Source organism: Staphylococcus caledonicus, assembly GCF_016238465.1.
Classification (GTDB): Bacteria; Bacillota; Bacilli; order Staphylococcales; family Staphylococcaceae; genus Staphylococcus; species Staphylococcus caledonicus.
In genome coordinates this window covers 1,175,914-1,197,992 of record NZ_JABTXV010000001.1, presented here as the reverse complement: position 1 = coordinate 1,197,992, position 22,079 = coordinate 1,175,914, and the positions used below count along the sequence as shown (strand labels likewise).

Below are 22,079 nucleotides of genomic sequence, written 5' to 3'. Positions count from 1 at the left end.
TACTAAACATATATATTTAAAACGTTCTTTATATGATGAATAAAAAAGTAATTTAACGGACATTTAATGTCTTATTTATTTGATAAAGTTCAATTGTACATCATACAAAGTATGAAATATAAAATAATTTAAATATGGATATGGAGGTATTTTTATGAAAATGAAAAAATTTATGGTGACAACAACATTAGCTAGCACATTATTATTTACAGGATTTAACATGAACCAAGCTAAAGCAATGGGTACAGAAACTAATGTAAATGAAAACAATGCGATTCAAGTAGCCAAAGACGTTTTTACAGATTATGGTAATGAACCTACGCTAGCAAACTATTATGGTACTTATGATAAAGGCGATTATTATTTTATTCAGACGACTAATAAATCTGGCATGGGAGTAGGCGGTGCACGTGTCTATAAAGACGGTACTGTACAATACAACAGTGGTATTTACGGAGAACAAGACCAAGGTGAATTCAATGAAGTAGGTAAGTATGAATTTGCTCAACAAAAGGAAAATAACAACACAGTAGATAATAATACTAATGACAAAAATGTAACTAGCACAAATGCTCAAGAAAATACAAATTCTCAACAACAATTAGAAGCTCAATCATTACCAGAGACTGGAAAGGAATCAACAAATACTGATATAGGAGTGATGGTTGCTTCAGTATTATTAGTAATGGGAAGCCTATTAATACTTAACCGTCGAATAAGTTATAAAAAATAAAGTTAATTAAGATTAATTACTTCTTTAAAGACTTTAATAAAATTTTATGAACGATAAAACAAAAGGAGTAAAATTATGAAAAAGATTTTTATATTATGTATTGGAGCGCTTTTAATTTTAGTAGCATGCGGCAGCAAGTTAGATGGTACATATAACAACAGTGAGATGAGTGTAACTGTTAGCGAAGATAGTAATGACGCTACAATGCACTTGGATTATTTAGAAAATGATGGAGGTATATTTGGTGTTGAAAAAAATGATGGTAATGTAAAAGGCCATGTTGATAAAAGTAAAAAAACAATGACTTTTAATATGGAAGAAGGAGATATAAAATTTGACTACAAAGTCAAAGGTGATAAATTAATTCTTCAAAATCCTGATAAAAGTGATGAAAAGTTTGAACTAAGTAAAGAGTAAGTAATTAAAATTACGAAAATAAGCGAAATGGTAATTTCTATTAAATAAGATAGAAGTTACCATTTTTCTTTGCCCGAAATAATAAGTGCATAATATTTCAAATGTATAAAAGCAACGACAATTTGAGAGATTTTTTATTTTAAAAACATTATGTAATATGAAAATACAAAGTGAAAATAATAAAAATACATTGCTATAAATATTTATGTTAAATTATAATATTTAATATAGAGTATGAGAAATTAAAATATATAGGGTGTGGAAATATTGGAATATGAAAAAGTTACTTAGTTTAATAGTAATATTAATATTAGGTTTAATCGTTTCAGGTTGCGATCAAACTTCAGAATCAAGTAATAAAGAAACATACCAACCTAAAACATTAAATGTAGAATTTGTACCTTCACAGAATAGTCAAACATTAGAAGCGAAAATTAAACCGCTACAAAAGTTACTATCAAAAGAACTTGGCATTCCAGTTAAAGTACACATCTCGACAAATTATAATACGATGGTTGAAGCATTGAAATCGAAAAAAATCGATGTGGCATTTATTTCACCTGTATCCTATGTCATTGCTCATGATCAAGGTGCAGCTGAAGTATTATTAAAATCAAAAGGTTATCTAGTGGATAATCAAGGAAATAAAACAAATCAACTTGTAGATTATTATCGTTCACAAATCGTTGTTAAAAAGAATAGTAAAATTAAAAATTTAAAAGATTTAAAAGGTAAAACGATAGGGCTTCAAGATGTTGAATCAACCTCAGGATATATTTATCCCTTAGCAAGTATGGAAAAGATAGGTATTACCAAAAATGATTTAAATATTCAACAATTGAAGGGGCATGACCAAGCTTTAATATCATTATTAAACAACGATATCGATGCAGCTGCTACTTATCAAGATGCTAGAACAGATTTAAAAGAAGATTACCCTAAAATTTATAAAGATACTAAAGTCATTTATCGTAGTGATAAAATTCCTAATGATACTATTTCTGTAAGAAGTGATATGAGTCAATCGTGGAAGACTAAGATTAGCGATGCTTTTCTAGATATAAGTAAAACTAAAAAAGGAAACAAAGTTATTAGCGATATATATGGACATGAAGGGTATGTAAAAGCAAAAGATGAAGAATTTGAAAAAGTTAGAAATTATATACGTAAAGTAAGAAATAATTAATATTTATTGTAAACCGACATTATATGTCCTCGTCACTTGATAAACTTCAACTGAAGTTATCAATCAATGGAGGTTAGTACAATGAAAAAAGGATTAATTGCAACTACACTAGCAGGGACAGTTTTAGCAACAGGTATTTTTACAGGACAAGCACATGCGGCAGAACAAAAAACGCCAGTATATGTATTTACAGAAAAAGAGTTTAACGAAAATAAAACTGGGGCCACTGAAGGTTTTGGCGGCGGGCCAGGTTCAGACGTTCGCATAGTAGTTGGTGATGAAACATATCAAGAGTATTTGAATAGAGTTAAAGCAGGGGAAGAACTTAGTGAAAGTGCAGCGCCGATAGAATATGTTTATCCAAACGAGGCGCAAGATACAAACCAAACTAAAGCTTCTAATAATGGTGAAGAAAAATCAAATATGCAAGGTAACTCTCAACAACCTGCTCAAGTAAATGAAAACCAAACAAATGCTAACTATCAATCATCAACTTCAAACATGCCTTCAAACACTAATCAGCAACAAATGCAATCAAATGAAGCATCAGTATTACCTGAAACAGGGGGACAACAAACAGGTATAATTACAATTATTGCTGCTATTTTAGGAGTTGCAGGAAGTATTTTACTATTTTCAAATCGTAAACATCAATCATAATTAATTAAATTGTTAAAGCGATATGTTTTAGGAATAGAACATAGTTCATTAAAATAGATGAATTATGAATCTATTCCTTATTTTTAAATTGATAAAGGTTGTAAAAAGACAATATGTGTCCGTTTAATCTTTTATAATTTTCTTAGGAGTTGATTTTCTTGGACAAAGCAACGCGAGTTTTGAACTTACTAACATGTTTAATAAATAAAAATGTGGTTTATCCATCAGATTTAATTTATATGAGTGATGTAAGCTCTAAATCAATACAAAGAGATATTAATACCATCAATTTATTTTTCTATGAAAGTGAATTTTGGTGTGATCAACAAACCAAGGTGATCTATAACAGACGACTAAATGGTTATCAATTAGTTAACACTGAACATAACCAAAAAAGCTTACGTCTATTAAGTTTATTAATTAAAATTAAAAGTTTAACTCCTACATTACATAAGGAAATTTATGATTTTTTTAAAAAAGAGATTAATGGACAAAATATTGAAAATCAAAAGGTTTTAATGTCAGTATTAAGTCACTTCAATCAGAGAGATGAGCGTTTACCAGGTTATAATTTAATGTCATTACAAAGCGCTATCATGAAGAAATTAAAAGTAAGATTAAATATTGAAGGACAAGTTGAGAAAATTATTGTTAAACCATTATCAATGATGTATATGCATTATGAATATTGGTTCACCTATGAATATAAAAAGAAAATTTTAACTATACCAGTACGTTCAATAATTTCTTTAACTATATTAGAAACACAGTTCGAACAAGTGAATACAGAAAATTCAATTGTTTTTGAAATAAGTAAAAAAATTTGGGATCAATTTAACCAACAATTTTCAGTACAAAATATATTAGAAGAAAATGAGACGACTCTTAAGGTTGAAGTAAATTGTACAGACTTAGAGGCATTTTACATATCTTATCAGTTAGCTCCACATGCCAAAATAATTGCGCCACAACATTTAATTGATCAATTTGTTGAGCGATTAGATGAAATAAAAAATCAGTATACAAATTTTGCTGGAACTAGTAAGGAATAAAATGTAGCTCGTTAACCCAACAATCGTACTAACATATGAAGCTTTTGATTATTAGATTAATAACCAACACACTAATGAAAGATTTTGTTATTTTTGATTTATCTGATCAAGCTCGGTTATGTAAGTATGTTTTATTAGATGAAATGTCTAATACTAAAAGTGATAGAAGTTCATTATGGCTTTTTTATGATGATTGGAAATTATTTTTTCATCAAGCAACTAAGACAAATTGAAATTAATACATGTAATTGTGCCCCAAAAATTTATTGATTTTAATAGAAAACCTTTAACTAAACTTGTAAATGATTATCCAATCAGTTTAGTTAAAGGTTTTTAGACTCAACATTAAAAAGCTATTGATTATTTTAACTTTCCCATTTTGAGCTTAAAATTCATGAGTAAAAATTATAATGATTTAATTTCATCGTGCTTAAAATTACTTCTTGGAAATTTAGTGGAAATTGCTTTTCGGATCTCATTAGAATATTGATTCCAATTATCAACCATAACGTCCATTCCTACACAATGATACAATAGCGCCACATTATCTTCTTTATGTTCAGCTACGCCTAGTGTTGTATGTAATGCAATAGCATCCAAGCAAGTTGTAAATCACAGTCGTTATCATTATAATTTCTTAAAATTGTTTAACAGCATTAGCACCGTCTACATCGAATCTTAAATCAACACTATTATAAGTTTGAGTTAAACATAAAACATAGAATAAAGAAGTTATATAAAGAAATTCTTTATCGTATTGCAAATTATCTTGCATACCTTTGACTTCTCCAAATAAAAAAACTCTATTTGAGTGATTATAAAATCTCTCTTTATTAAAATGTAATTTTTTATAAATTCCTCTTAGAAAAATAAATAAAACTTTATGATTTTTCAAAAAAATTGAAGTTAGTCTTGATGATTTAATTAAAATAAAGTTCCTAGTAGATTAAAAAAGGGAAATGTTAAAAAGCTATTTAAAATAGTTTCTGTATTCAGCTAGGATTTAGATAACATTTCCCAAAAGTTTAATTCTAATTCATTAGCTTTTTTAAATATTTGAGAAAGTTCTTTTTCTTCTTGTATTGTACTATTTGCACATTTACGTTCTGTGTATTCAATCCAATAATCACAACTTTCTTTATAACTTTGACTAGCATAGTTATGTATTAAATTAGCGTAAGGAGATGTTTTACTTAATGGATCTTCATTGAGTTTTTGGAAAATATAACTGTAACTTAATAAACATGGAAGTATAGCAACTAAAATTTTACGTATATCATCTTGATGTGCAATTTTCATAATAAAATCTATACTCTCTTGAGTTTCGGTTTTAGCTGGTGTCTCGGATATGTATTCATCAGTTAGATTATAGTGATTTATATAGTTCCATTGTATAGAGTCATCTGAATTATCGATAACACCTAATACACTATGAAAAACTCTATAATCTTCAAGTGTTTCAGATATAAAAAGAGCTTTTCCATAAACTTTTGCATGAGCTTTTAAATATAAAACATCTTGAATTAAAAAATTGATAAATTTAGATTCTTTTAAATCTCCAGTTTTGAGTTCTTGAATAAATGATTTATTTACACAGTCATCCCAAAGTGTTTTGGCATTGTTTATATTGTTTTTTAGAAAGGACATAAGTACCTCCAATCTTCTGACTTTAGAAACGAGTTGAAAATGAATATATCTTGTCTCATTTATAATAAAATAATAGTCTATCTTATATGTTATATAATTATGAATGAAATAAATTGAAAAAAATAAAAAACGTCAACAAAAGCTGACGATTTGATTAATGGTTGCGAGACTAATAATACAAATCATAGCACTTGTTAGAACGTTCTTCTAAAAAGGTTAGGACGAAAGCCTTTAACCATAATCTCATTATATAAGTTGGCGTTTAAAATGAAAAGAGTAGGTCTAATTTAATTTTGTGTGAGCTTTCGAATATATATGAATCTCAATCAAGTCTTTGACTTATTATTCCCCTTAACATCATTTTATTATCAAATGTTTGTAAAAATGACACATCAAAAGCGCTTTCATTTGTGGTAAATTAATAAAGGAATAAAAAATACATACTTTTTAAAAATTCTATTATTAATTGCAAATAAGTATGATTTTGGGAGGACACAAATGTTTAAATTTTTTCAAAATTTAGGGAGATCTCTCATGTTGCCTGTTGCAGTGCTACCTGCAGGGGCAATCATTGTAGGGATTGGTAACTTACTCAAAGCACTTCATGCGCTTCCTACAGTTGCGTTATTCTTTTCAACTGTAGGAACTGCAATCTTAGGTCAATTAGGTTTAATCTTTGCTATAGGTGTAGCAATCGGTATGGCTAAGAAAAATGATGGGGCTGTCGCATTAGCTGGTGCATTAGGTTATGCGATGGTAACTAAAGTATTAAATCCTGAAAACGTCGCATTAATGTTTAATATTAAAGAAAAAGCAGTCAACTTAGGATTCACTAAGATGGATAATTCTAACGTATTTCTAGGTATGATTATCGGTTTAATCGCTGCATATTCTTATAATAAGTTTAGCGAAGTCGAACTTCCTATGGCATTATCATTCTTTAGTGGTAAACGTTTAGTTCCAATTATGACAGTATTCTTCTGTACTGTATTAGCAGTTGTTCTATTATTCTTATGGCCACTAGTCTTTACAGGTATAGTAACTTTCGGTAAATGGCTTGTAGGATTCGGCTCATTTGGTGCATTTTTATATGGTTTCTTCAACCGTTTACTTATACCAACTGGATTACACCACGCATTGAATGCCGTATTCTGGTTTGATACAGCAGGAATTAATGATATTGGGAAATTCCAAACTGGTCAAGACGCAGTAAAAGGTCTTACAGGCCGTTATCAAGCTGGGTTCTTCCCAATCATGATGTTTGGTATCCCAGCTGCTGCATTAGCGATGTATCATAGTGCTGAAACTAAGCAACAGAAACAAGTGTGGGGCTGGTTTTTAGCTAGTGCTGTATCTGCATTTATAGTAGGGGTAACGGAACCGATCGAATTTGCTTTTATGTTCGTGGCACCGATTTTATTCCTTATTCATGCATTCCTTACTGGACTATCTTTATTTATAGCGTCTGTTTTTCACTGGACTGCAGGTTTCTCATTTAGCGCTGGATTAATTGACTATGTCTTATCATTAATCAATCCAGTCGCAAATCATCCGTTAATGTTGCTCGTACAAGGCGTAGTATTCTTTATTTTATATTACGTGATTTTCCGAGTAGTCATCAAAGTGTTTAACTTAAATACTATTGGCCGTGGAGATAATCTACTGGCTGATCCAACAGATATCTCTAGCGATGAAACTGACAATCAAGCCGTTGCTTCTGGAAAAGGGAAATACCATACAACTGCCAATCAAATTCTAGAAGGCTTAGGCGGTAGTGACAACATAGATACACTCACAAATTGCGCAACTAGATTACGAATGGAATTGAAAGACAATTCTATTATAGATGAACAAAAGATAAGAAACGCCGGCGCAATAGGTGTTACTAAAAATGGTAAACACTCTACACAAGTCATCATCGGCACACACGTCCAACAAGTTGCAGATGAAATTGAAAAACAATTAAAATAATTTTCAATTAAAAATTTTAATTATAAAAGGATAGTTTAGTAGCTATCCTTTTTTATATTGTTGTTTTTTCACTTGGGTAGTATATTTGAATTTAAATATCTAATTAGTTCTTAAAATATGACTAAAATTAAAATGTTAATTCAAAAGCTATAGCTAATTAGTATTGGGAAAGTCGAAATATAATAGATGCAAATATATAATAAGTTAATTTAATTAGTAATATAGAAGTTGCTTTTTGGAACATATGATATACTTAATAGTCTTGTTAGCTTAAGCCTTTCAGAATAAAATTATATGTTTTCAACGTAGTATTGTTGGCGAGATTCCTGAGGGAATAGGATGAGCGTCGAGACCGTGGCTCGGCCCATCCCCCTAGGAAACGCGAGCCAAACAATACGAAGTATTGGTATAAAGGGGAATGTAAAGTCCAATCTTACGTTCATTAGCTTTTTGATTTATGATAATATGGAAAGTAAGTAATTATACTTATAAATAAAAGAATCAGAATATTCTAAATTAATGGAGAGAAAAGGATATGAAATCAATATTATTCGATGTCGATGGTGTATTTTTAAGTGAAGAACGTTGTTTCGATGTTTCGGCACTTACTGTCGAAGAAATACTAAAAAACGAAGACTTCTTAGGCTTAGATACTTCTATACCATTTGCAAATATAAGCGATCAACTCATTCACGATATACGTAAACGAGTGTTTAAAGACGATCAAATTTTAACTCAATTAAAATCACTAGGATTAAATTCTAACTGGGATATGTTATTTGTCGTATTTAGCATTCACTTTATTAATATCTTAAAAATGCTTGATAAAGATGAAATTGAAAAAGTTTTAAACTACGACTCTATATCTAAATTTGAATTAACAAAACTACAAAATTTAATTAATCAAAATATCACAATTGATTATTATAGACCGTTAGAATTTATTAATCATAGTGAACAAGGTAAAGAAAATATTTATGCAGAATTGGAAGCGTATGCTAAGTTACAATTAAACGTTGACGATGCAAGTTTATTTAAACTTAAAGGGCCGTTGTGGCATTTTTCAAGAGAGGTTTATCAAGAATGGTATTTAGGTTCAAGCTTATTTAAAGAAGTTGAAGACAAGTTACCTATTTCAAACTTTAAAAATGGCTTTATCTATGATGAGATTATACTGAGACCTGTCGAAGAGATTCAAACATTATTAACAGATTTACAAGAAGCAGGATATCAGCTTGCAATTGCAACGGGTCGACCTCGAACAGAAACGATGGTGCCATTTAAATCTCTCGGTCTTAAAAAGTTCTTCCAAGATGACCATATTGTGACTGCGACAGATGTGTTGAATGCGGAGAAAGCTTTTCCTCAATATGTGCCATTAGGTAAACCTAATCCATTCTGTTATATTGCGACACTTAATGGAAATGACCAAAGTAAGTATAAAGATTATGTTTCAGCACAAACCAATATTGTGAATAAAGAAGAGGTATTTATCGTCGGAGATTCACTGGCAGATTTGCTTTGTGCTAAAAAGATAGGAGCTACATTTATTGGCACGCTAACTGGTCTTAAAGGGCAAGCAGCAAGAAAAGAGCTAGAGGATTACGAGGCGGATTACATTGTAGAGCATGTTAGTCATATTAGAGATATTCTTTTATAAAAGATTAAAACAGCGATGACAATCGAGTTATGATTGCCATCGCTGTTTAATTATATAATCTAATTTTTTGGAAGGGTTAATGATGTACCATACAGTTTATCAAATCCACCGAGTTGATATAATTCGTTAATCGTTTCATATGGAACGGGTTGATCGACAGATAATATCATCATGGCTTGGCCACCTTCAATATTACGTCCTAAAGACATTGAAGCGATATTTATGCCATGTTTACCTAATAATTGGCCAGTTAAACCAACCATACCAGGTTGGTCACCATGATAAGAAATTAATTGATAAGCATTCGGTTTAAAGTCGACTGAGTAGTCATTGATACGTACAATGCGTGCGCCAAATCCTGAAATTACCGTGCAACCAATTTTAACCTCTTCCGTATCATTTGTTAAATCGACTTGGATATAGTTACTGAATGCGCCTTGAGATGCTTGCTTCTCGATATTATGTGCTACACCTTGTTCATTAAGAAGAGCTAAAGCATTAATTAAATTAACACGCTCGCCTAAATCTTGTTGCAAGACACGTGTCACAATTGACCGTGTAATTAAGTCGGTTTCTTTATTCGCAACATCACCATTAAATGTGATTTTAATAGCTCTAGGTGCGCCATCTAATAATTGAATAGCTAATTCACTAGACAATTGTCCGATATTAATCCACCGTTGAGTATCTTCATCAATCTCATTGTAATTTAATTTCGGAGCATTAACGGCATGCGTAACGTTCCCATGTTCTAAAATGTCTACAATTTCTTCAGCTACTGAAATTGCTACTTTCTCTTGCGCTTCTACCGTTGATGCACCTAGATGAGGTGTTACAATAATCTTTTCATGATCTAGAAGAGGTGAGTCAGTTGGCGGTTCATGTTCGAAAACATCAAGCGCAGCGCGTGAAATTTGATTGTTATCCAAAGCATGTATTAAATCTTGTTCATTTATAATGCCACCTCTGGCTACATTAATAATTTGTAATGTTGGTTTTGCTTTTGAAAAGAACTCAGCGTTAATAATCCCTTTTGTCTTAGGCGTTAATGGCGTATGAACGGTAACGAAATCAGCTTGTTGGGCAATTTCATCAACTGTCACAAGTTTAATGCCTAATTGTTGTGCTTTTTCTTCAGTTAAATAAGGGTCAAAGGCTAAGACGTTCATGCCAAAACTTTGAAGTCGTTGTGCTACACCAATTCCTATACGTCCAGCACCAATGACACCTAATGTTTTTTGATATAGTTCAACACCTTTAAACTGCTTGCGATTCCATTCTTTATTTTTCAAAGAAGCATGAGCTTGAGGGATATTACGTGCCATCGCAAGAATCATAGCGACTGAATGTTCCGTCGCAGAAATTGTGTTACCATCAGGCGCGTTAATAACCAGCACTCCTTGTAAGGTAGCTGCTTCGATATCGATATTGTCAGTGCCTACACCAGCTCGAGCAATTACTTTTAAATTTTTTGCTTGTTTGATTATCGCTTTTGTGACTTGCGTTTGACTACGTACGATTAAACCTTCATAGTCTGGAATGATTTTTAATAACTCATCTTCACTTAATCCAGTGTTAATATCCACTTTAAAATTTGGATGAGATGTTAAACTTTGCAATCCTTCTTCAGAAATTGGATCAGATACTAATATTTGATGCGTCATGATAGATGACCTCCGTATATTTTGAAGTTGCTTTACCGATGTAATTGACTTTACGATAATCTGATAAGATGATTTCTAGGGCAGTTACTACCGCTAAAATATCAAATGGTGATACTTTTCCCATATGGCCGATACGTAAGATCGTACCTTTTAATTTGCCTTGGCCACCGGCAATCGTAATGTTGAACTGAGATTTTAATGTAGATTTAATATGGTTTAATTCTTCTTTATCCCTTGGAATAAAAGCAGTTACAGTAGGAGAGGCGTAAGCATCTTCAACTAATAACTCTAAATCTAATGCGCTTAATGCAACTCTTAACGCATCTCGAATTGTGCAATGTCTTGTGATTGTGTTGTCAAAGCCTTCATTTTTCACTAAATCTGCATAAGCATTCACTGCTCTGAACAGACCAACGTTCGGAGTAAATGGAGTTGTGTCTTTTTGAAGAGAATCATGATATTTATTCAAATTTAAATAGAATCGTGGTGTAGTTACTTCTTTGAATCGTTGTAATGCACGTTGATTGTAAGCTACAAATGCTAAACCTGGAGGTAACATAAGCGCTTTTTGACTACCAGAAACCAACACATCAATATTATCTCTTTCTAAATCGACATCGACAGCACCAATACAGCTCACGCCATCTACCACATAATAAATGGTCTCATCAATTTCTTTAATAGCTTTACCTAATTGTGCTACAGGATGAAGAACTGCCGTTGAAGTTTCACAAAATTGCGTAAAGACGGCCGTAATTTTATGCTCAAGTGAAGATAAATATGTCGTAAATTCTTCAACATTTACAGCTTTACCCCATTCGACATCATAGACATGAACATTTTGATAATAAGTTTCTGCAATTTGTTTAAAACGATTACCAAATGCACCTGATACAATAACGACAAAATGGTCATCAGGGTTAACGATATTTAACATACTAGCTTCTAAAACACTGGTACCACTTGAAGTTAAAATCATGACATCGTTTTTAGTACCAAAGATAGGTTTTAAATTTGCGAAAGCTTCCTTGGCAATAGCTTCGAAATCTGGAGAACGATGACCGACCATAGGCAATGCCATGGCATGATTAATTTCATTAGGTACGGGAGTAGGACCGGGTGTTAATAACAATGGTTCATAATAATTCATAGTAAACTTTCCTCTCGTAATTAGATTTACTTATTTTACCAAAAATTCTGACATTTTTAAAGGTTCATTATTAGCGTGGAACAAATATCAATTTGTTGAGAAAAGAATATTGTTCCACGCTAGGGTAGATGAACGGAGATTGAAAGTTTTATTGTTCCTAGATTATCAATTCACTTACAGAAACGCTTATTAAAAGAGTACTAAATAATTTGTTATAAAATAGTTGGTATAATCTCTATAGCTACGTTATTTCTTATAGAGTTAGAAATCATACAATTATTATCTGCAATCTCTAATAGTTTTGGTAAACGTTTTTCTAAATTCTCTTTTTCATTATCTGGAACAGAGATGGAAGGATAATGTGTAATCTTATCCATTCTGAATTTTCCATTTTCAAAAATAGCTGTACCCACTGAATCTACAGTTAAGGTGACATTACTAAACTTCGCTCTTTCTAGAGTAGCGGCTAGGGAAATGATGTAGCAAGAAGAGGCAGCTGATACTAACATTTCATCAGGGTTAGTGCCTGTACCATTGCCGCCCAGGGAAGATGGGATAGAAATTTGTTCAGAGAGAACATCTCCATTTACAGTGCCGACTTCATCGCGGCCTCCTTGCCAATTGGTTTGAACTTTAAAGTCATGTTTAATCATTCATGTTTAACCTCCATTTATAGTATGGTAACTTAAGTGTAGTTTAAAGTGTTACATAATTAAAGAAAGGTGTCTTCTATGAAAATTAATAAACCTAATAACGAATTTCAAATTGTTGCACATCGAGGATTATCTCATCAATATCCTGAAAATACTATTGAAGGATTCAAAGCTGCATTAATGCAACATATTGATATGTTAGAAATTGACGTTCATTTTACTAAAGACAATTATCTTGTTGTGGTTCATGATGACACAATTGATCGAACGTCTAACGGAAAAGGTAAAATAAAAGACTATACTCTTGAAGAAATTAGAAAATTTGATTTTGGTATTAAACATAGTGAAAAATTTGCGAATACTACTATCTCTACATTTGATGAAGTATTAGAATTATTTAATCATTATTCAAAAACGTTATTAATCGAGATTAAGGTGCCTAAGCAGTATCCAGGCATTGAACAAGCAGTGTTAGAAAAATTAGAAGCTTATCATGTACCTAGCCATAAAGCGATTATTCAGTCGTTTGATGCTAATAGTGTGAAACGTTTAGCGGAGCTTCGAAGTAAATATAAATTAGGCTTGTTAGTGAGTAAGAAGAAATATTGGTACAAGCAACCTAACTTTGAAGAAATTGCCACATATGCTAGTTACGTGAATCCTAATTATAAATTAGTTAATAAAAAATTTATTGCCCGAGCACATGATGCATCTTTAAAAGTGATGCCTTATACGGTTAATATGGCGAAAAATGTTAAAGATTTGATTAAAGTAGGGGTAGATGGGGTTATCTCTGATATTCCTGATGAACTGTTTAAGTTATAAGAATAGTTGAAAACATAAGAAATAGTTAAAAATTAGATGCAATAAAAAAACACCCAATCCAATAGGAAAGGGTGTTTTTATAACTAAGCAACTTATCTTGAGTAGTACTCAACGATTAATTGTTCGTTAATTTCAGCTGGTAATTCGCTACGTTCTGGGAAGCGTACGAAAGTACCTTTTAAGTTATCAGCATCAAAGTCTAAGTATTCTGGTACGAAATTACTAATTTCGATAGATTCTTTGATGATGTCTAAGTTTTGAGATTTTTCACGTACAGTGATAACTTGACCAGGTTTTACTGAATATGATGGGATGTCTACACGACGGCCATCAACTTCAACGTGACCATGTCCAACTAATTGACGTGCTTGACGACGAGTACGAGCTAAACCTAATGAATATACAACTGCGTCTAAACGACTAGCTAATAAGATCATGAAGTTTTCACCATGTACACCGTGTTGTTTAGCAGCGATGTCAAATGTATTACGGAATTGTCTTTCAGTAATTCCATATAAATAACGTAATTTTTGTTTTTCACGTAATTGTAAACCATATTCTGATAATTTTTTACGTTGGTTTGGACCATGTTGTCCTGGTGCGTAAGGACGTTTTTCTAATTCTTTACCAGTACCACTTAAAGAGATACCTAAACGACGAGATTTTTTCCAGTTTGAACCTCTGAATCGAGCCATAATAAGACTCCTCCTTTTTCTTTTTTGTTGTTATGAAGAAACAAAAAAGAGTGTTGCATGCTCAACAGGATATATTGTTTTATGTGTCTTCACCTTATAGCGACAGTTACGTGACACGTCCGCATTGGGAACAACATAGAGCCTATTGATATACAACTGCTATTTTCGTTAATTCACACAAATTTCATTGTACCAGTATTTTACAAAGTGTCAATACATTTTTATTGTTTAGCTAATTGATTTTCTAGAACTGAGACAATTGCTTGTAAACCTTGTGCATCTTTCTCATTGAAACGGCCTTTAATAGGGGCGTCAATATCTAAGACGCCGATGATTTCTCCATTCACGTGGATAGGCACTACGATTTCTGATTTACTATTAGCATCACAAGCAATGTGTCCAGGGAAGGCGTGAACGTCTTCAACGAGTTGCGTCTTGTCTTCAGATACAGCTGTGCCACACACTCCTTTACCAATAGCAATATGCACACAAGCGGGATGGCCTTGAAAAGGTCCGAGGATTAGTTCATTATTATCTATTAGATAAAAGCCGACCCAGTTAATTTGGGCTAAATTATCATTAAGTAGTGCAGAAGTGTTACTTAGAATAGCAATTAAGTTGGTTTCATCTTCAATTAAACTAGCAAGTTGCTTTTCTATTAATGTATAATTCGTTTCATTTATAGTTGACATACGATGACCTCATTTTGTTATTTTAAACTAAATTATAAATGGAAAAAATTATTCTATCAATTCATTCATTTAGTGTTTTATTGAATGTACAAATTACGTTATAATGATGATAACGTAGGAGGAGAATGAGATGGTTTTATATACTATATTAGCAATAATAGTAATTATACTAATTGTCATTGGTATTATGTTTTACTTGCGTTCTAATAAGCGCAAAATTGTTGAAGAAGCTGAAGAACGTAAATTAAAGGTACAAAGATTACCTTTTGAAAAGAATTTAGAGAAGCTTTCTAACTTAAATTTAAAAGGTGAAACAAGAACTAAATATGATGCTTTTAAGCAAGACACCTTAGATTACACAAATAATTATTTAGCACCTGTAGAAGAAAAGATTCATGATGCTGAAATTCAACTTGATAAATTCCAATTTTCAGGAGCGCAAAGTGATATTGATGATGCGCACGATTTAATGGATAGATATGAAGAAGGATATCGAGCACAAGTTGAAGAAGTGGACGAAATTGTAGCTTTACATAAGGAAAATGAAGAAGTTTTTGAGAAATGTAAAACTGATTATCGTGAAATGAAACGTGATGTTTTAGCAAATAGACATCAGTTTGGCGAAGCAGCAGCACCACTTGAAAAACGCATTGAATCATTCGAACCTGAACTTGAGCAATATACTACGCTTAAAGAAGAAGGTAACTATGTACAAGCGCATAATCATATTATGGGATTAAATCAGTCTATTAATGAGATTAAAGATTATATGGAGGAAATTCCTGAATTAATCCGTGAAGCTCAAAAAGAATTACCTGGACAGTTCCAAGATTTAAAATATGGATGTCGTGATTTAAAAGTAAATGGTTATGACCTTGATCACGTTAAAATTGATGGTACATTACAAAGCTTAAAAACAGAATTGAACTTTGTTGAGCCTATGATTAGTCGTTTAGAATTAGACAACGCAAATGATAAGTTAGAACAAATCAATAATAAGTTAGATGAAATGTACGATTTAATTGAACATGAAGTTAAGGCTAAAAATGAAGTAGAAGAAACGAAAGAACAAATTACGGATGAATTATTTAAAGCTAGAGAAATGAATTATACGTTAAGAACTGAAATTGACTATATCCGTGAGAATTACTTCATTAATGAAAGTGATGTTCATAGTATTAGACAACATGAAAATGAAATTCAAAATCTAGTAGCTGTTTATGATGAAATTCTTAAAGAAATGGCTAAATCAGCAGTAAGATATAGTGAAGTAAAAGATAATCTTGAATATCTTGATGACCACGTTAAAGTCATTAACGAAAAGCAAGAAACACTACAAAATCATCTTATTCAATTGAGAGAAGATGAAGCGGATGCTGAAGATAATCTATTAAGAGTGCAATCTAAGAAAGAAGAAGTGTATCGTCGACTTCTAGCTTCAAACTTACCAAGTGTTCCAGAACGATTTATTATTATGAAGAATGAAATTGATCACGAAGTAAGAGCGACGAATGAACAATTTAGTGAACGACCAATTCATGTTAAACAATTAAAAGATAAAGTTTCTAAAATAGTTATTCAAATGAACACATTTGAAGATGAAGCAAATGATGTATTAGTAAATGCAGTATACGCTGAACGTTTAATTCAATATGGTAATAGATACCGTAAAGATCATAACAACGTAGATAAAAGTTTAAATGAAGCAGAACGCTTATTTAAAAACAATCGTTATAAACGTTCAATAGAAATTTCAGAACAAGCACTTGAAAGTGTGGAACCTGGTATTACTAAATATATCGAAGATGAAATTACAAAATAATATCGTGTGAGAGGTTGGGGCATTTATATCATTAATGCCTCAACCTCTTTTTTAGTAATAGAGGACTAAACCAGTGATGAGTTGAAATCGTGGTATAACCAATTTTAAACATCATTGATGGAGTGGGCTATGGAAACTTAGAAATTAAATGAGATTTCTAGTTTCACTCCCTTTTATTTTTAATGAAAAATAGTATAATGCTCTAGTATCTATTTTTAAGTATGTAATAAGGTATGACAGTTATAATGTAGACTCTATAAAACTGCTGATAGCATAAAAAATTGAACGTTTCATTAGAGTTAGCTTAACCTTATTTAATATATAGTAAATTGAAATGTGAAAGTGAGTGTTGTAAGTGATTTATTTCGACAATGCAGCCACAACCCAACCTCATAAAGATGTATTGGATTCGTTTGTAAAAGTAAATGAATCAGTTTATTTTAATCCTAATAGTCCGCACAAAATGGGATTACAAGCCGAAAAAATATTATTACAAGCAAAAGAACGTATTAATAATATCTTATCTCCAACGCAACAATATGATGTGATATTTACCAGTGGTGCAACTGAATCAAATAATATTGCCTTAAAAGGTATTGCCTATCGTAAAAAACAATTTGCTAATGAAATTATTACCTCAGTACTAGAACATCCTTCAGTACTTGAAGTGATGCGTCATTTAGAAACAGAAGGATTTATTTTAAAATATGTTGATGTTACTGAAAATGGTCAAATTGATATGGACCATCTTGCTACGTTAATGACAGATAAAGTCGGTCTGGTTACATGTATGTATGTCAATAATATTATGGGACAGATTCAACCTATTGACCAAATCGTTGAACTCTTAAAAGAGTATCCCAAAGCACATTTACACGTAGATGCAGTGCAAGCTTTAGGTAAAATACCTATGAAATTTCAAGGTATTAATAGTCTTAGTTTTAGTGGGCATAAATTCAATGGTTTAAAAGGCCAAGGTTTATTATTAATAGATAATAAAGAAAAATTAGAACCAATTATGCATGGTGGCGGTCAAGAATATGGTTTACGTAGTGGTACAGTTAACTTAGCTATGGATGTGTCGCTAGTTAAGGCTATCGCTCTAGCTTTAGATAATTTGGAAGAACGCCACAAACGCTTAAGTTCTTTTAATAGAGAGTTGCGCACATTTTTTAAAAATTATAACAGCATATATATCAATTCACCTGAAAATGGAGCACCACAGATTTTAAATATTGCATTTCCAGGTGTTAAAGGCGAAGTATTAGTAAATGCTTTTTCAAAATTAGATATTATGGTTTCAACTACAAGTGCATGTTCTTCTAAAAGAGGGAAACTTAATGAAGTTTTATTAGCGATGGATATTAGAGAAGATAAAATTGAAGGAAGTATAAGACTCTCATTAGGAGAGACTACAACCGCGCAAGATATTGAATCTTTCAAAAAGAAATTTGAAATTATTTATTCTGAAGTTAAGGAGTTGCTTAAGTAAATGAAATTTGATCATTTATTAGTAAGATATGGGGAATTGACGTTAAAAGGAGCGAACCGCAAAAAGTTTGTGAATGCATTGAAAGATAATGTAATTAGATCTTTACAAACTTTAGAAGGCACACACGTTCAAGGTAAAAGAGACAGAATGTATGTATCACTTTCTGAAGAAGCGGATCCTCAAGCAGTAATTGATAGATTATCAAAAATTTTCGGTATAAAATCGATAAGCCCTGTCTATAAGACGACACAAGAGTTAGATGATATTAAAGAATTATGTGCTCGCTTGGCACAGGATTTTAAAAGTGGTGAAACATTTAAAATTGATGTAAAACGTGTTGATAAATCATTCCCACTAGATACTTATGCCTTACAAAGAGAATTAGGTGGCGCTGTTTTAAACGCGACTGAAGATGTGACAGTAGATGTAAAACAACCTGATTATAATGTAAGAGTAGAAGTTCGTTTAGATGGTGTATACATCTTTACTAAAGTCTACGAAGGTGCTGGAGGATTACCAGTAGGTACAGGAGGAAAGACGCTATTAATGCTCTCTGGTGGTATCGATTCGCCTGTAGCTGGTATGGAAATTATGAAACGTGGCGTGCGAATTGAAGCAATCCATTTCCATAGTCCACCATTTACAAGCGAAAAAGCAAAAGACAAAGTGATTGAATTAACACGTATTCTATCCGAACGTGTCGGTCCAATCAAATTACACATCGTTCATTTCACAGAATTACAAAAACAAATCAATAAAGTGGTACATCCACGTTATACTATGACATCTACTCGTCGTATGATGTTACGCGTAGCTGATATCGTTTTAGAACGTATCGGGGGTCATGCCATTGTAAATGGCGAAAATTTAGGCCAAGTCGCAAGTCAAACGCTAAAAAGTATGTATGCGATTAACGACGTGACTTCAACACCTATTTTACGCCCACTCGTTTCCTTAGATAAAGAAGATATTGTGAAAAAAGCGCGTGAAATTGGCACTTTTGATGTATCAATTGAACCTTACGAAGATTGTTGTACGATATTTACACCTAAAAACCCTGTAACTGAACCAGACTTTGACAAAGTAGTTAAATATGAAAGTGTATTTAACTTTGATGAGATGGTCCAAGCAGCTGCAGATAGTATAGAAACAATTACAATAAATAAAGACTATAAAAGTGATAAAGACAAAGACACTGATGCATTAATTGATGAATTGTTTTAAACTTAATTTATCTTAGTATGAAACAAAGGGGATATGCATCATGGATATAAGCTTAAACATTATTCTTATTATTGTAGGATTTGGATTTTTAGCAGCATTTATTGATGCAGTAGTAGGTGGGGGTGGCTTAATTTCAATCCCTGCATTGCTCGCTATAGGGATGCCACCGTCTTTGGCGTTAGGTACAAATAAATTGGCTAGCGCATTTGGATCGCTTACAAGTGCGTTTAGATTCTTGCGTTCAGGAAATGTAGATTTGAAAATAGTATTAAAACTATTTCCTTTCGTTTTCTTGTTCTCCGCTGGGGGTGCGAGTTTAGCCACATTTTTACCTGCACAAGTGCTCAAACCTTTAGTAATTATCATCTTAACATTAGTATTGATTTATACAGTTTTCAAGAAAGAATGGGGTAACGTTCGAACTTTTTCAACATTAACTTTAGGTAAATCAATCATATTTGTTGGGATGATGTTATTAATCGGCGCTTACGATGGATTTCTAGGCGGAGGTACAGGGTCATTTATGTTATTTGTACTTCTCATGTTTGGATTCGATTTCTTGAGTGCAGCAGGTAATGCCAAAGTACTTAACTTTGCATCTAATTTAGGGGCACTGATATTATTTATCATTTTAGGCCAAGTTGATTTTGTCTATGGTTTAATTATGGCAGTAAGCATGGTTATAGGTTCATATGTAGGCGCTCAATTCGCCATTAATAAAGGTGTGAGTTACGTTAAAGTACTGTTTATTATAGTAACGGCATTACTTATTTTGAAAAATACTTACGACTATATCATGCAAATATTAGGTAAATAACTCTAAATCAACATTTTTAATATCAAATAATTGATTTCAGATTTATTGCTATCGTATTATAAATGATATAATGCATAATTCATTTAGGAGGTCATACCATATGACACAAATTACTTTTAAAAATAGTCCTATTCATTTAGCAGGAACTGAAGTTTCAGAAGGACAACAAGCACCAGATTTCAAAGTATTAGATAATGATTTGAATGAAGTAAGCTTAGATAATTTCAAAGGACAAAAGAAACTTATCAGCGTTGTTCCTTCAATTGATACAGGTGTCTGTGATCAACAAACTCGTAAATTTAACGAAGAGGCTGCACAAGAAGATGGCGTCGTTCTAACAATTTCAGCAGATTTACCATTCGCTCAAAAAAGATGGTGTGCCTCTAATGGCTTAGACAATGTGATTACTTTAAGCGACCATAAAGATTTATCATTTGGTGAAAATTATGGCGTAGTTATGGAAGAGTTACGATTATTAGCTCGTTCAGTATTTGTATTAGATGAAAATAATAAAGTAGTTTATAAAGAATTAGTTAGCGAAGGTACAGACTTCCCTAACTTTGAAGATGCTTTAAAAGCTTACCGCAATATTTAAAAATTAGGCAATCACAAGACATAGATTGAAAGTGTCCATATTTATTTCGAAAATGCGAATTAGTATTAATCTTTATCCATTTTAAAGAAATAAAACGTATGGGCGCTTTTTTGTTGGAAAGGAATTTAATATGACTGAAGAACAAACTGTAATGGAAAAATTATTCCGTACATTAGATGAAAAATCTAAAGCATTAAATAAAGAAAATGGTCAAAGTTTTATCGAAAACTTGGGACTGGCTATGGAAGATGTATATCAGAATAAAAGAGAATTATTAGAGCAAGCGACATTGCAAGATCGTAGAAAAGCATTTCAATTTGCGTACTTAAGTTTATTGCAAGAGGAAAATATCCAAGCGAACCATCAAATTACACCGGATTCAATTGGATTAGTCTTAGGATTCTTAGTTCAGAAATTTACTGAAGACAAAGAAGAATTACATGTCGTTGATATCGCAAGTGGTGCTGGGCATTTAAGTGCATCAGTCAATGAAGTATTAAAAGACAAGACAGTGATGCATCATTTAATTGAGGTGGATCCAGTGCTTTCAAGAGTAAGTGTTCACTTAGCTAATTTCTTGGAAATTCCGTTTGATGTCTATCCACAAGATGCAATTATGCCCTTACCATTAGAAGAGGCAGATATTGTAGTAGGGGATTTCCCAATTGGATATTATCCATTAGATGAGCGTAGTAAAGAAATGAAACTTGGTTTCGAAGAAGGACATAGTTATTCGCATTATTTACTAATTGAACAAGCAATCACGGCATTGAAACAAACTGGATACGCCTTTTTAGTTGTGCCTAGTAATTTGTTCGAGGGTGAACATGTAAAACAGTTAGAAAATTTCATTGCTACAGAAACAGAAATGCAAGCATTCTTAAATTTACCTAAAACATTATTTAAAAATGAAAATGCTCGAAAGTCTATCTTAATTTTACAAAAGAAAAAGCCAAATGAAACTAAGCCAGTTGAAGTATTCTTAGCTAATATACCTGACTTTAAAAACCCTAATCAGTTCCAAGGTTTTATATCTGAATTAAATCAATGGATGCAAGATAATCACTTAAAAAAATAAACTGTGATATTCTTGAATTATAACTGTATTAATGGTTAAATAAATA

22 protein-coding genes are annotated in these 22,079 nt (G+C 31.9%); 14 read left to right on the top strand and 8 right to left on the bottom strand.

What is annotated here, in order from left to right:
- Positions 1–154: 154 nt before the first annotated feature.
- From HS848_RS05960 to HS848_RS05940, 5 genes are all read left to right on the top strand, one after another.
- On the top strand, positions 155–733 hold the full coding sequence (locus HS848_RS05960; protein ID WP_198611587.1) for an LPXTG cell wall anchor domain-containing protein: 579 nt from the start codon (positions 155–157) through the stop codon (positions 731–733).
- A gap of 75 nt (positions 734–808) precedes the next feature.
- Positions 809–1,150 (top strand): hypothetical protein, encoded by a 342-nt coding sequence (locus tag HS848_RS05955; protein WP_198611586.1) that lies wholly within the window; start codon positions 809–811, stop codon positions 1,148–1,150.
- Between the two features lie 274 nt (positions 1,151–1,424).
- Positions 1,425–2,336: a phosphate/phosphite/phosphonate ABC transporter substrate-binding protein gene (locus tag HS848_RS05950; protein WP_198611585.1), complete on the top strand. Its 912-nt coding sequence runs from the start codon at positions 1,425–1,427 to the stop codon at positions 2,334–2,336.
- Between the two features lie 81 nt (positions 2,337–2,417).
- Positions 2,418–2,996, top strand: a complete 579-nt coding sequence (locus HS848_RS05945; RefSeq protein WP_198611584.1) for an LPXTG cell wall anchor domain-containing protein — start codon at positions 2,418–2,420, stop codon at positions 2,994–2,996.
- Between the two features lie 158 nt (positions 2,997–3,154).
- Entirely contained in the window at positions 3,155–4,048 is an 894-nt protein-coding gene (locus tag HS848_RS05940; protein WP_198611583.1) for a helix-turn-helix transcriptional regulator, read from the top strand.
- A 405-nt stretch (positions 4,049–4,453) separates the two neighbouring features.
- Here HS848_RS05940 and HS848_RS12700 read toward each other — a convergent pair whose 3' ends face one another.
- From HS848_RS12700 to HS848_RS05930, 3 genes are all read right to left on the bottom strand, one after another.
- Positions 4,454–4,648 (bottom strand): hypothetical protein, encoded by a 195-nt coding sequence (locus tag HS848_RS12700; protein ID WP_232806072.1) that lies wholly within the window; start codon positions 4,646–4,648, stop codon positions 4,454–4,456.
- 37 nt (positions 4,649–4,685) lie between these two features.
- Positions 4,686–4,823, bottom strand: coding sequence for a hypothetical protein (locus HS848_RS12695; protein ID WP_232806071.1), 138 nt, complete (start codon positions 4,821–4,823; stop codon positions 4,686–4,688).
- A 221-nt stretch (positions 4,824–5,044) separates the two neighbouring features.
- The gene (locus tag HS848_RS05930) at positions 5,045–5,695 is read right to left on the bottom strand and encodes a thiaminase II/PqqC family protein (protein WP_198611582.1); all 651 of its coding nucleotides are present in this window, start codon (positions 5,693–5,695) and stop codon (positions 5,045–5,047) included.
- A gap of 498 nt (positions 5,696–6,193) precedes the next feature.
- Between HS848_RS05930 and nagE the strand changes: the two genes are divergently transcribed.
- Together nagE and HS848_RS05920 are read left to right on the top strand one after the other, a co-directional pair.
- On the top strand, positions 6,194–7,666 hold the full coding sequence (gene nagE, locus HS848_RS05925) for an N-acetylglucosamine-specific PTS transporter subunit IIBC (RefSeq protein WP_198611581.1): 1,473 nt from the start codon (positions 6,194–6,196) through the stop codon (positions 7,664–7,666).
- Positions 7,667–8,201: 535 nt separating this feature from the next.
- Positions 8,202–9,326, top strand: a complete 1,125-nt coding sequence (locus tag HS848_RS05920; RefSeq protein ID WP_198611580.1) for an HAD family hydrolase — start codon at positions 8,202–8,204, stop codon at positions 9,324–9,326.
- Positions 9,327–9,385: 59 nt separating this feature from the next.
- Here HS848_RS05920 and serA read toward each other — a convergent pair whose 3' ends face one another.
- From serA to HS848_RS05905, 3 genes are all read right to left on the bottom strand, one after another.
- Positions 9,386–10,990: a phosphoglycerate dehydrogenase gene (gene serA, locus HS848_RS05915; protein ID WP_198611579.1), complete on the bottom strand. Its 1,605-nt coding sequence runs from the start codon at positions 10,988–10,990 to the stop codon at positions 9,386–9,388.
- Positions 10,965–12,140, bottom strand: coding sequence for a pyridoxal-phosphate-dependent aminotransferase family protein (locus HS848_RS05910; RefSeq protein WP_198611578.1), 1,176 nt, complete (start codon positions 12,138–12,140; stop codon positions 10,965–10,967). Before HS848_RS05910 ends, serA begins: the two co-directional genes overlap by 26 nt.
- Before the next feature lie 212 nt (positions 12,141–12,352).
- Complete coding sequence (locus HS848_RS05905) at positions 12,353–12,793, bottom strand: OsmC family protein (RefSeq protein ID WP_198611577.1); 441 nt, start codon at positions 12,791–12,793, stop codon at positions 12,353–12,355.
- Positions 12,794–12,871: 78 nt separating this feature from the next.
- On the opposite strand from HS848_RS05905, the gene HS848_RS05900 reads away from it, so the two are divergent.
- On the top strand, positions 12,872–13,618 hold the full coding sequence (locus HS848_RS05900; RefSeq protein WP_198611576.1) for a glycerophosphodiester phosphodiesterase: 747 nt from the start codon (positions 12,872–12,874) through the stop codon (positions 13,616–13,618).
- A 92-nt stretch (positions 13,619–13,710) separates the two neighbouring features.
- Here the strand turns inward: HS848_RS05900 and rpsD are convergent, their stop codons facing one another.
- Both rpsD and HS848_RS05890 read right to left on the bottom strand, forming a co-directional pair.
- A complete protein-coding gene (rpsD, locus tag HS848_RS05895; RefSeq protein ID WP_107508350.1) occupies positions 13,711–14,313 on the bottom strand; it encodes a 30S ribosomal protein S4 in 603 nt (200 codons plus the stop codon).
- Between the two features lie 221 nt (positions 14,314–14,534).
- Positions 14,535–15,005, bottom strand: coding sequence for a GAF domain-containing protein (locus HS848_RS05890; protein ID WP_198611575.1), 471 nt, complete (start codon positions 15,003–15,005; stop codon positions 14,535–14,537).
- A 130-nt stretch (positions 15,006–15,135) separates the two neighbouring features.
- Between HS848_RS05890 and ezrA the strand changes: the two genes are divergently transcribed.
- From ezrA to HS848_RS05860, 6 genes are all read left to right on the top strand, one after another.
- Positions 15,136–16,827 carry a septation ring formation regulator EzrA gene (ezrA, locus tag HS848_RS05885; protein WP_198611574.1) on the top strand — a complete coding sequence of 564 codons (1,692 nt, stop codon included), beginning with the start codon at positions 15,136–15,138 and terminating at the stop codon, positions 16,825–16,827.
- A 355-nt stretch (positions 16,828–17,182) separates the two neighbouring features.
- Positions 17,183–18,319, top strand: coding sequence for a cysteine desulfurase family protein (locus HS848_RS05880; protein WP_198611573.1), 1,137 nt, complete (start codon positions 17,183–17,185; stop codon positions 18,317–18,319).
- Positions 18,320–19,543, top strand: coding sequence for a tRNA uracil 4-sulfurtransferase ThiI (gene thiI / locus HS848_RS05875; RefSeq protein ID WP_198611572.1), 1,224 nt, complete (start codon positions 18,320–18,322; stop codon positions 19,541–19,543). It begins immediately after the preceding gene.
- 40 nt (positions 19,544–19,583) lie between these two features.
- A complete protein-coding gene (locus tag HS848_RS05870; protein ID WP_198611571.1) occupies positions 19,584–20,360 on the top strand; it encodes a sulfite exporter TauE/SafE family protein in 777 nt (258 codons plus the stop codon).
- 100 nt (positions 20,361–20,460) lie between these two features.
- Positions 20,461–20,955: a thiol peroxidase gene (gene tpx / locus HS848_RS05865; protein WP_198611570.1), complete on the top strand. Its 495-nt coding sequence runs from the start codon at positions 20,461–20,463 to the stop codon at positions 20,953–20,955.
- 130 nt (positions 20,956–21,085) lie between these two features.
- A complete protein-coding gene (locus tag HS848_RS05860) occupies positions 21,086–22,033 on the top strand; it encodes a class I SAM-dependent methyltransferase (protein WP_198611569.1) in 948 nt (315 codons plus the stop codon).
- Positions 22,034–22,079: the final 46 nt, after the last annotated feature.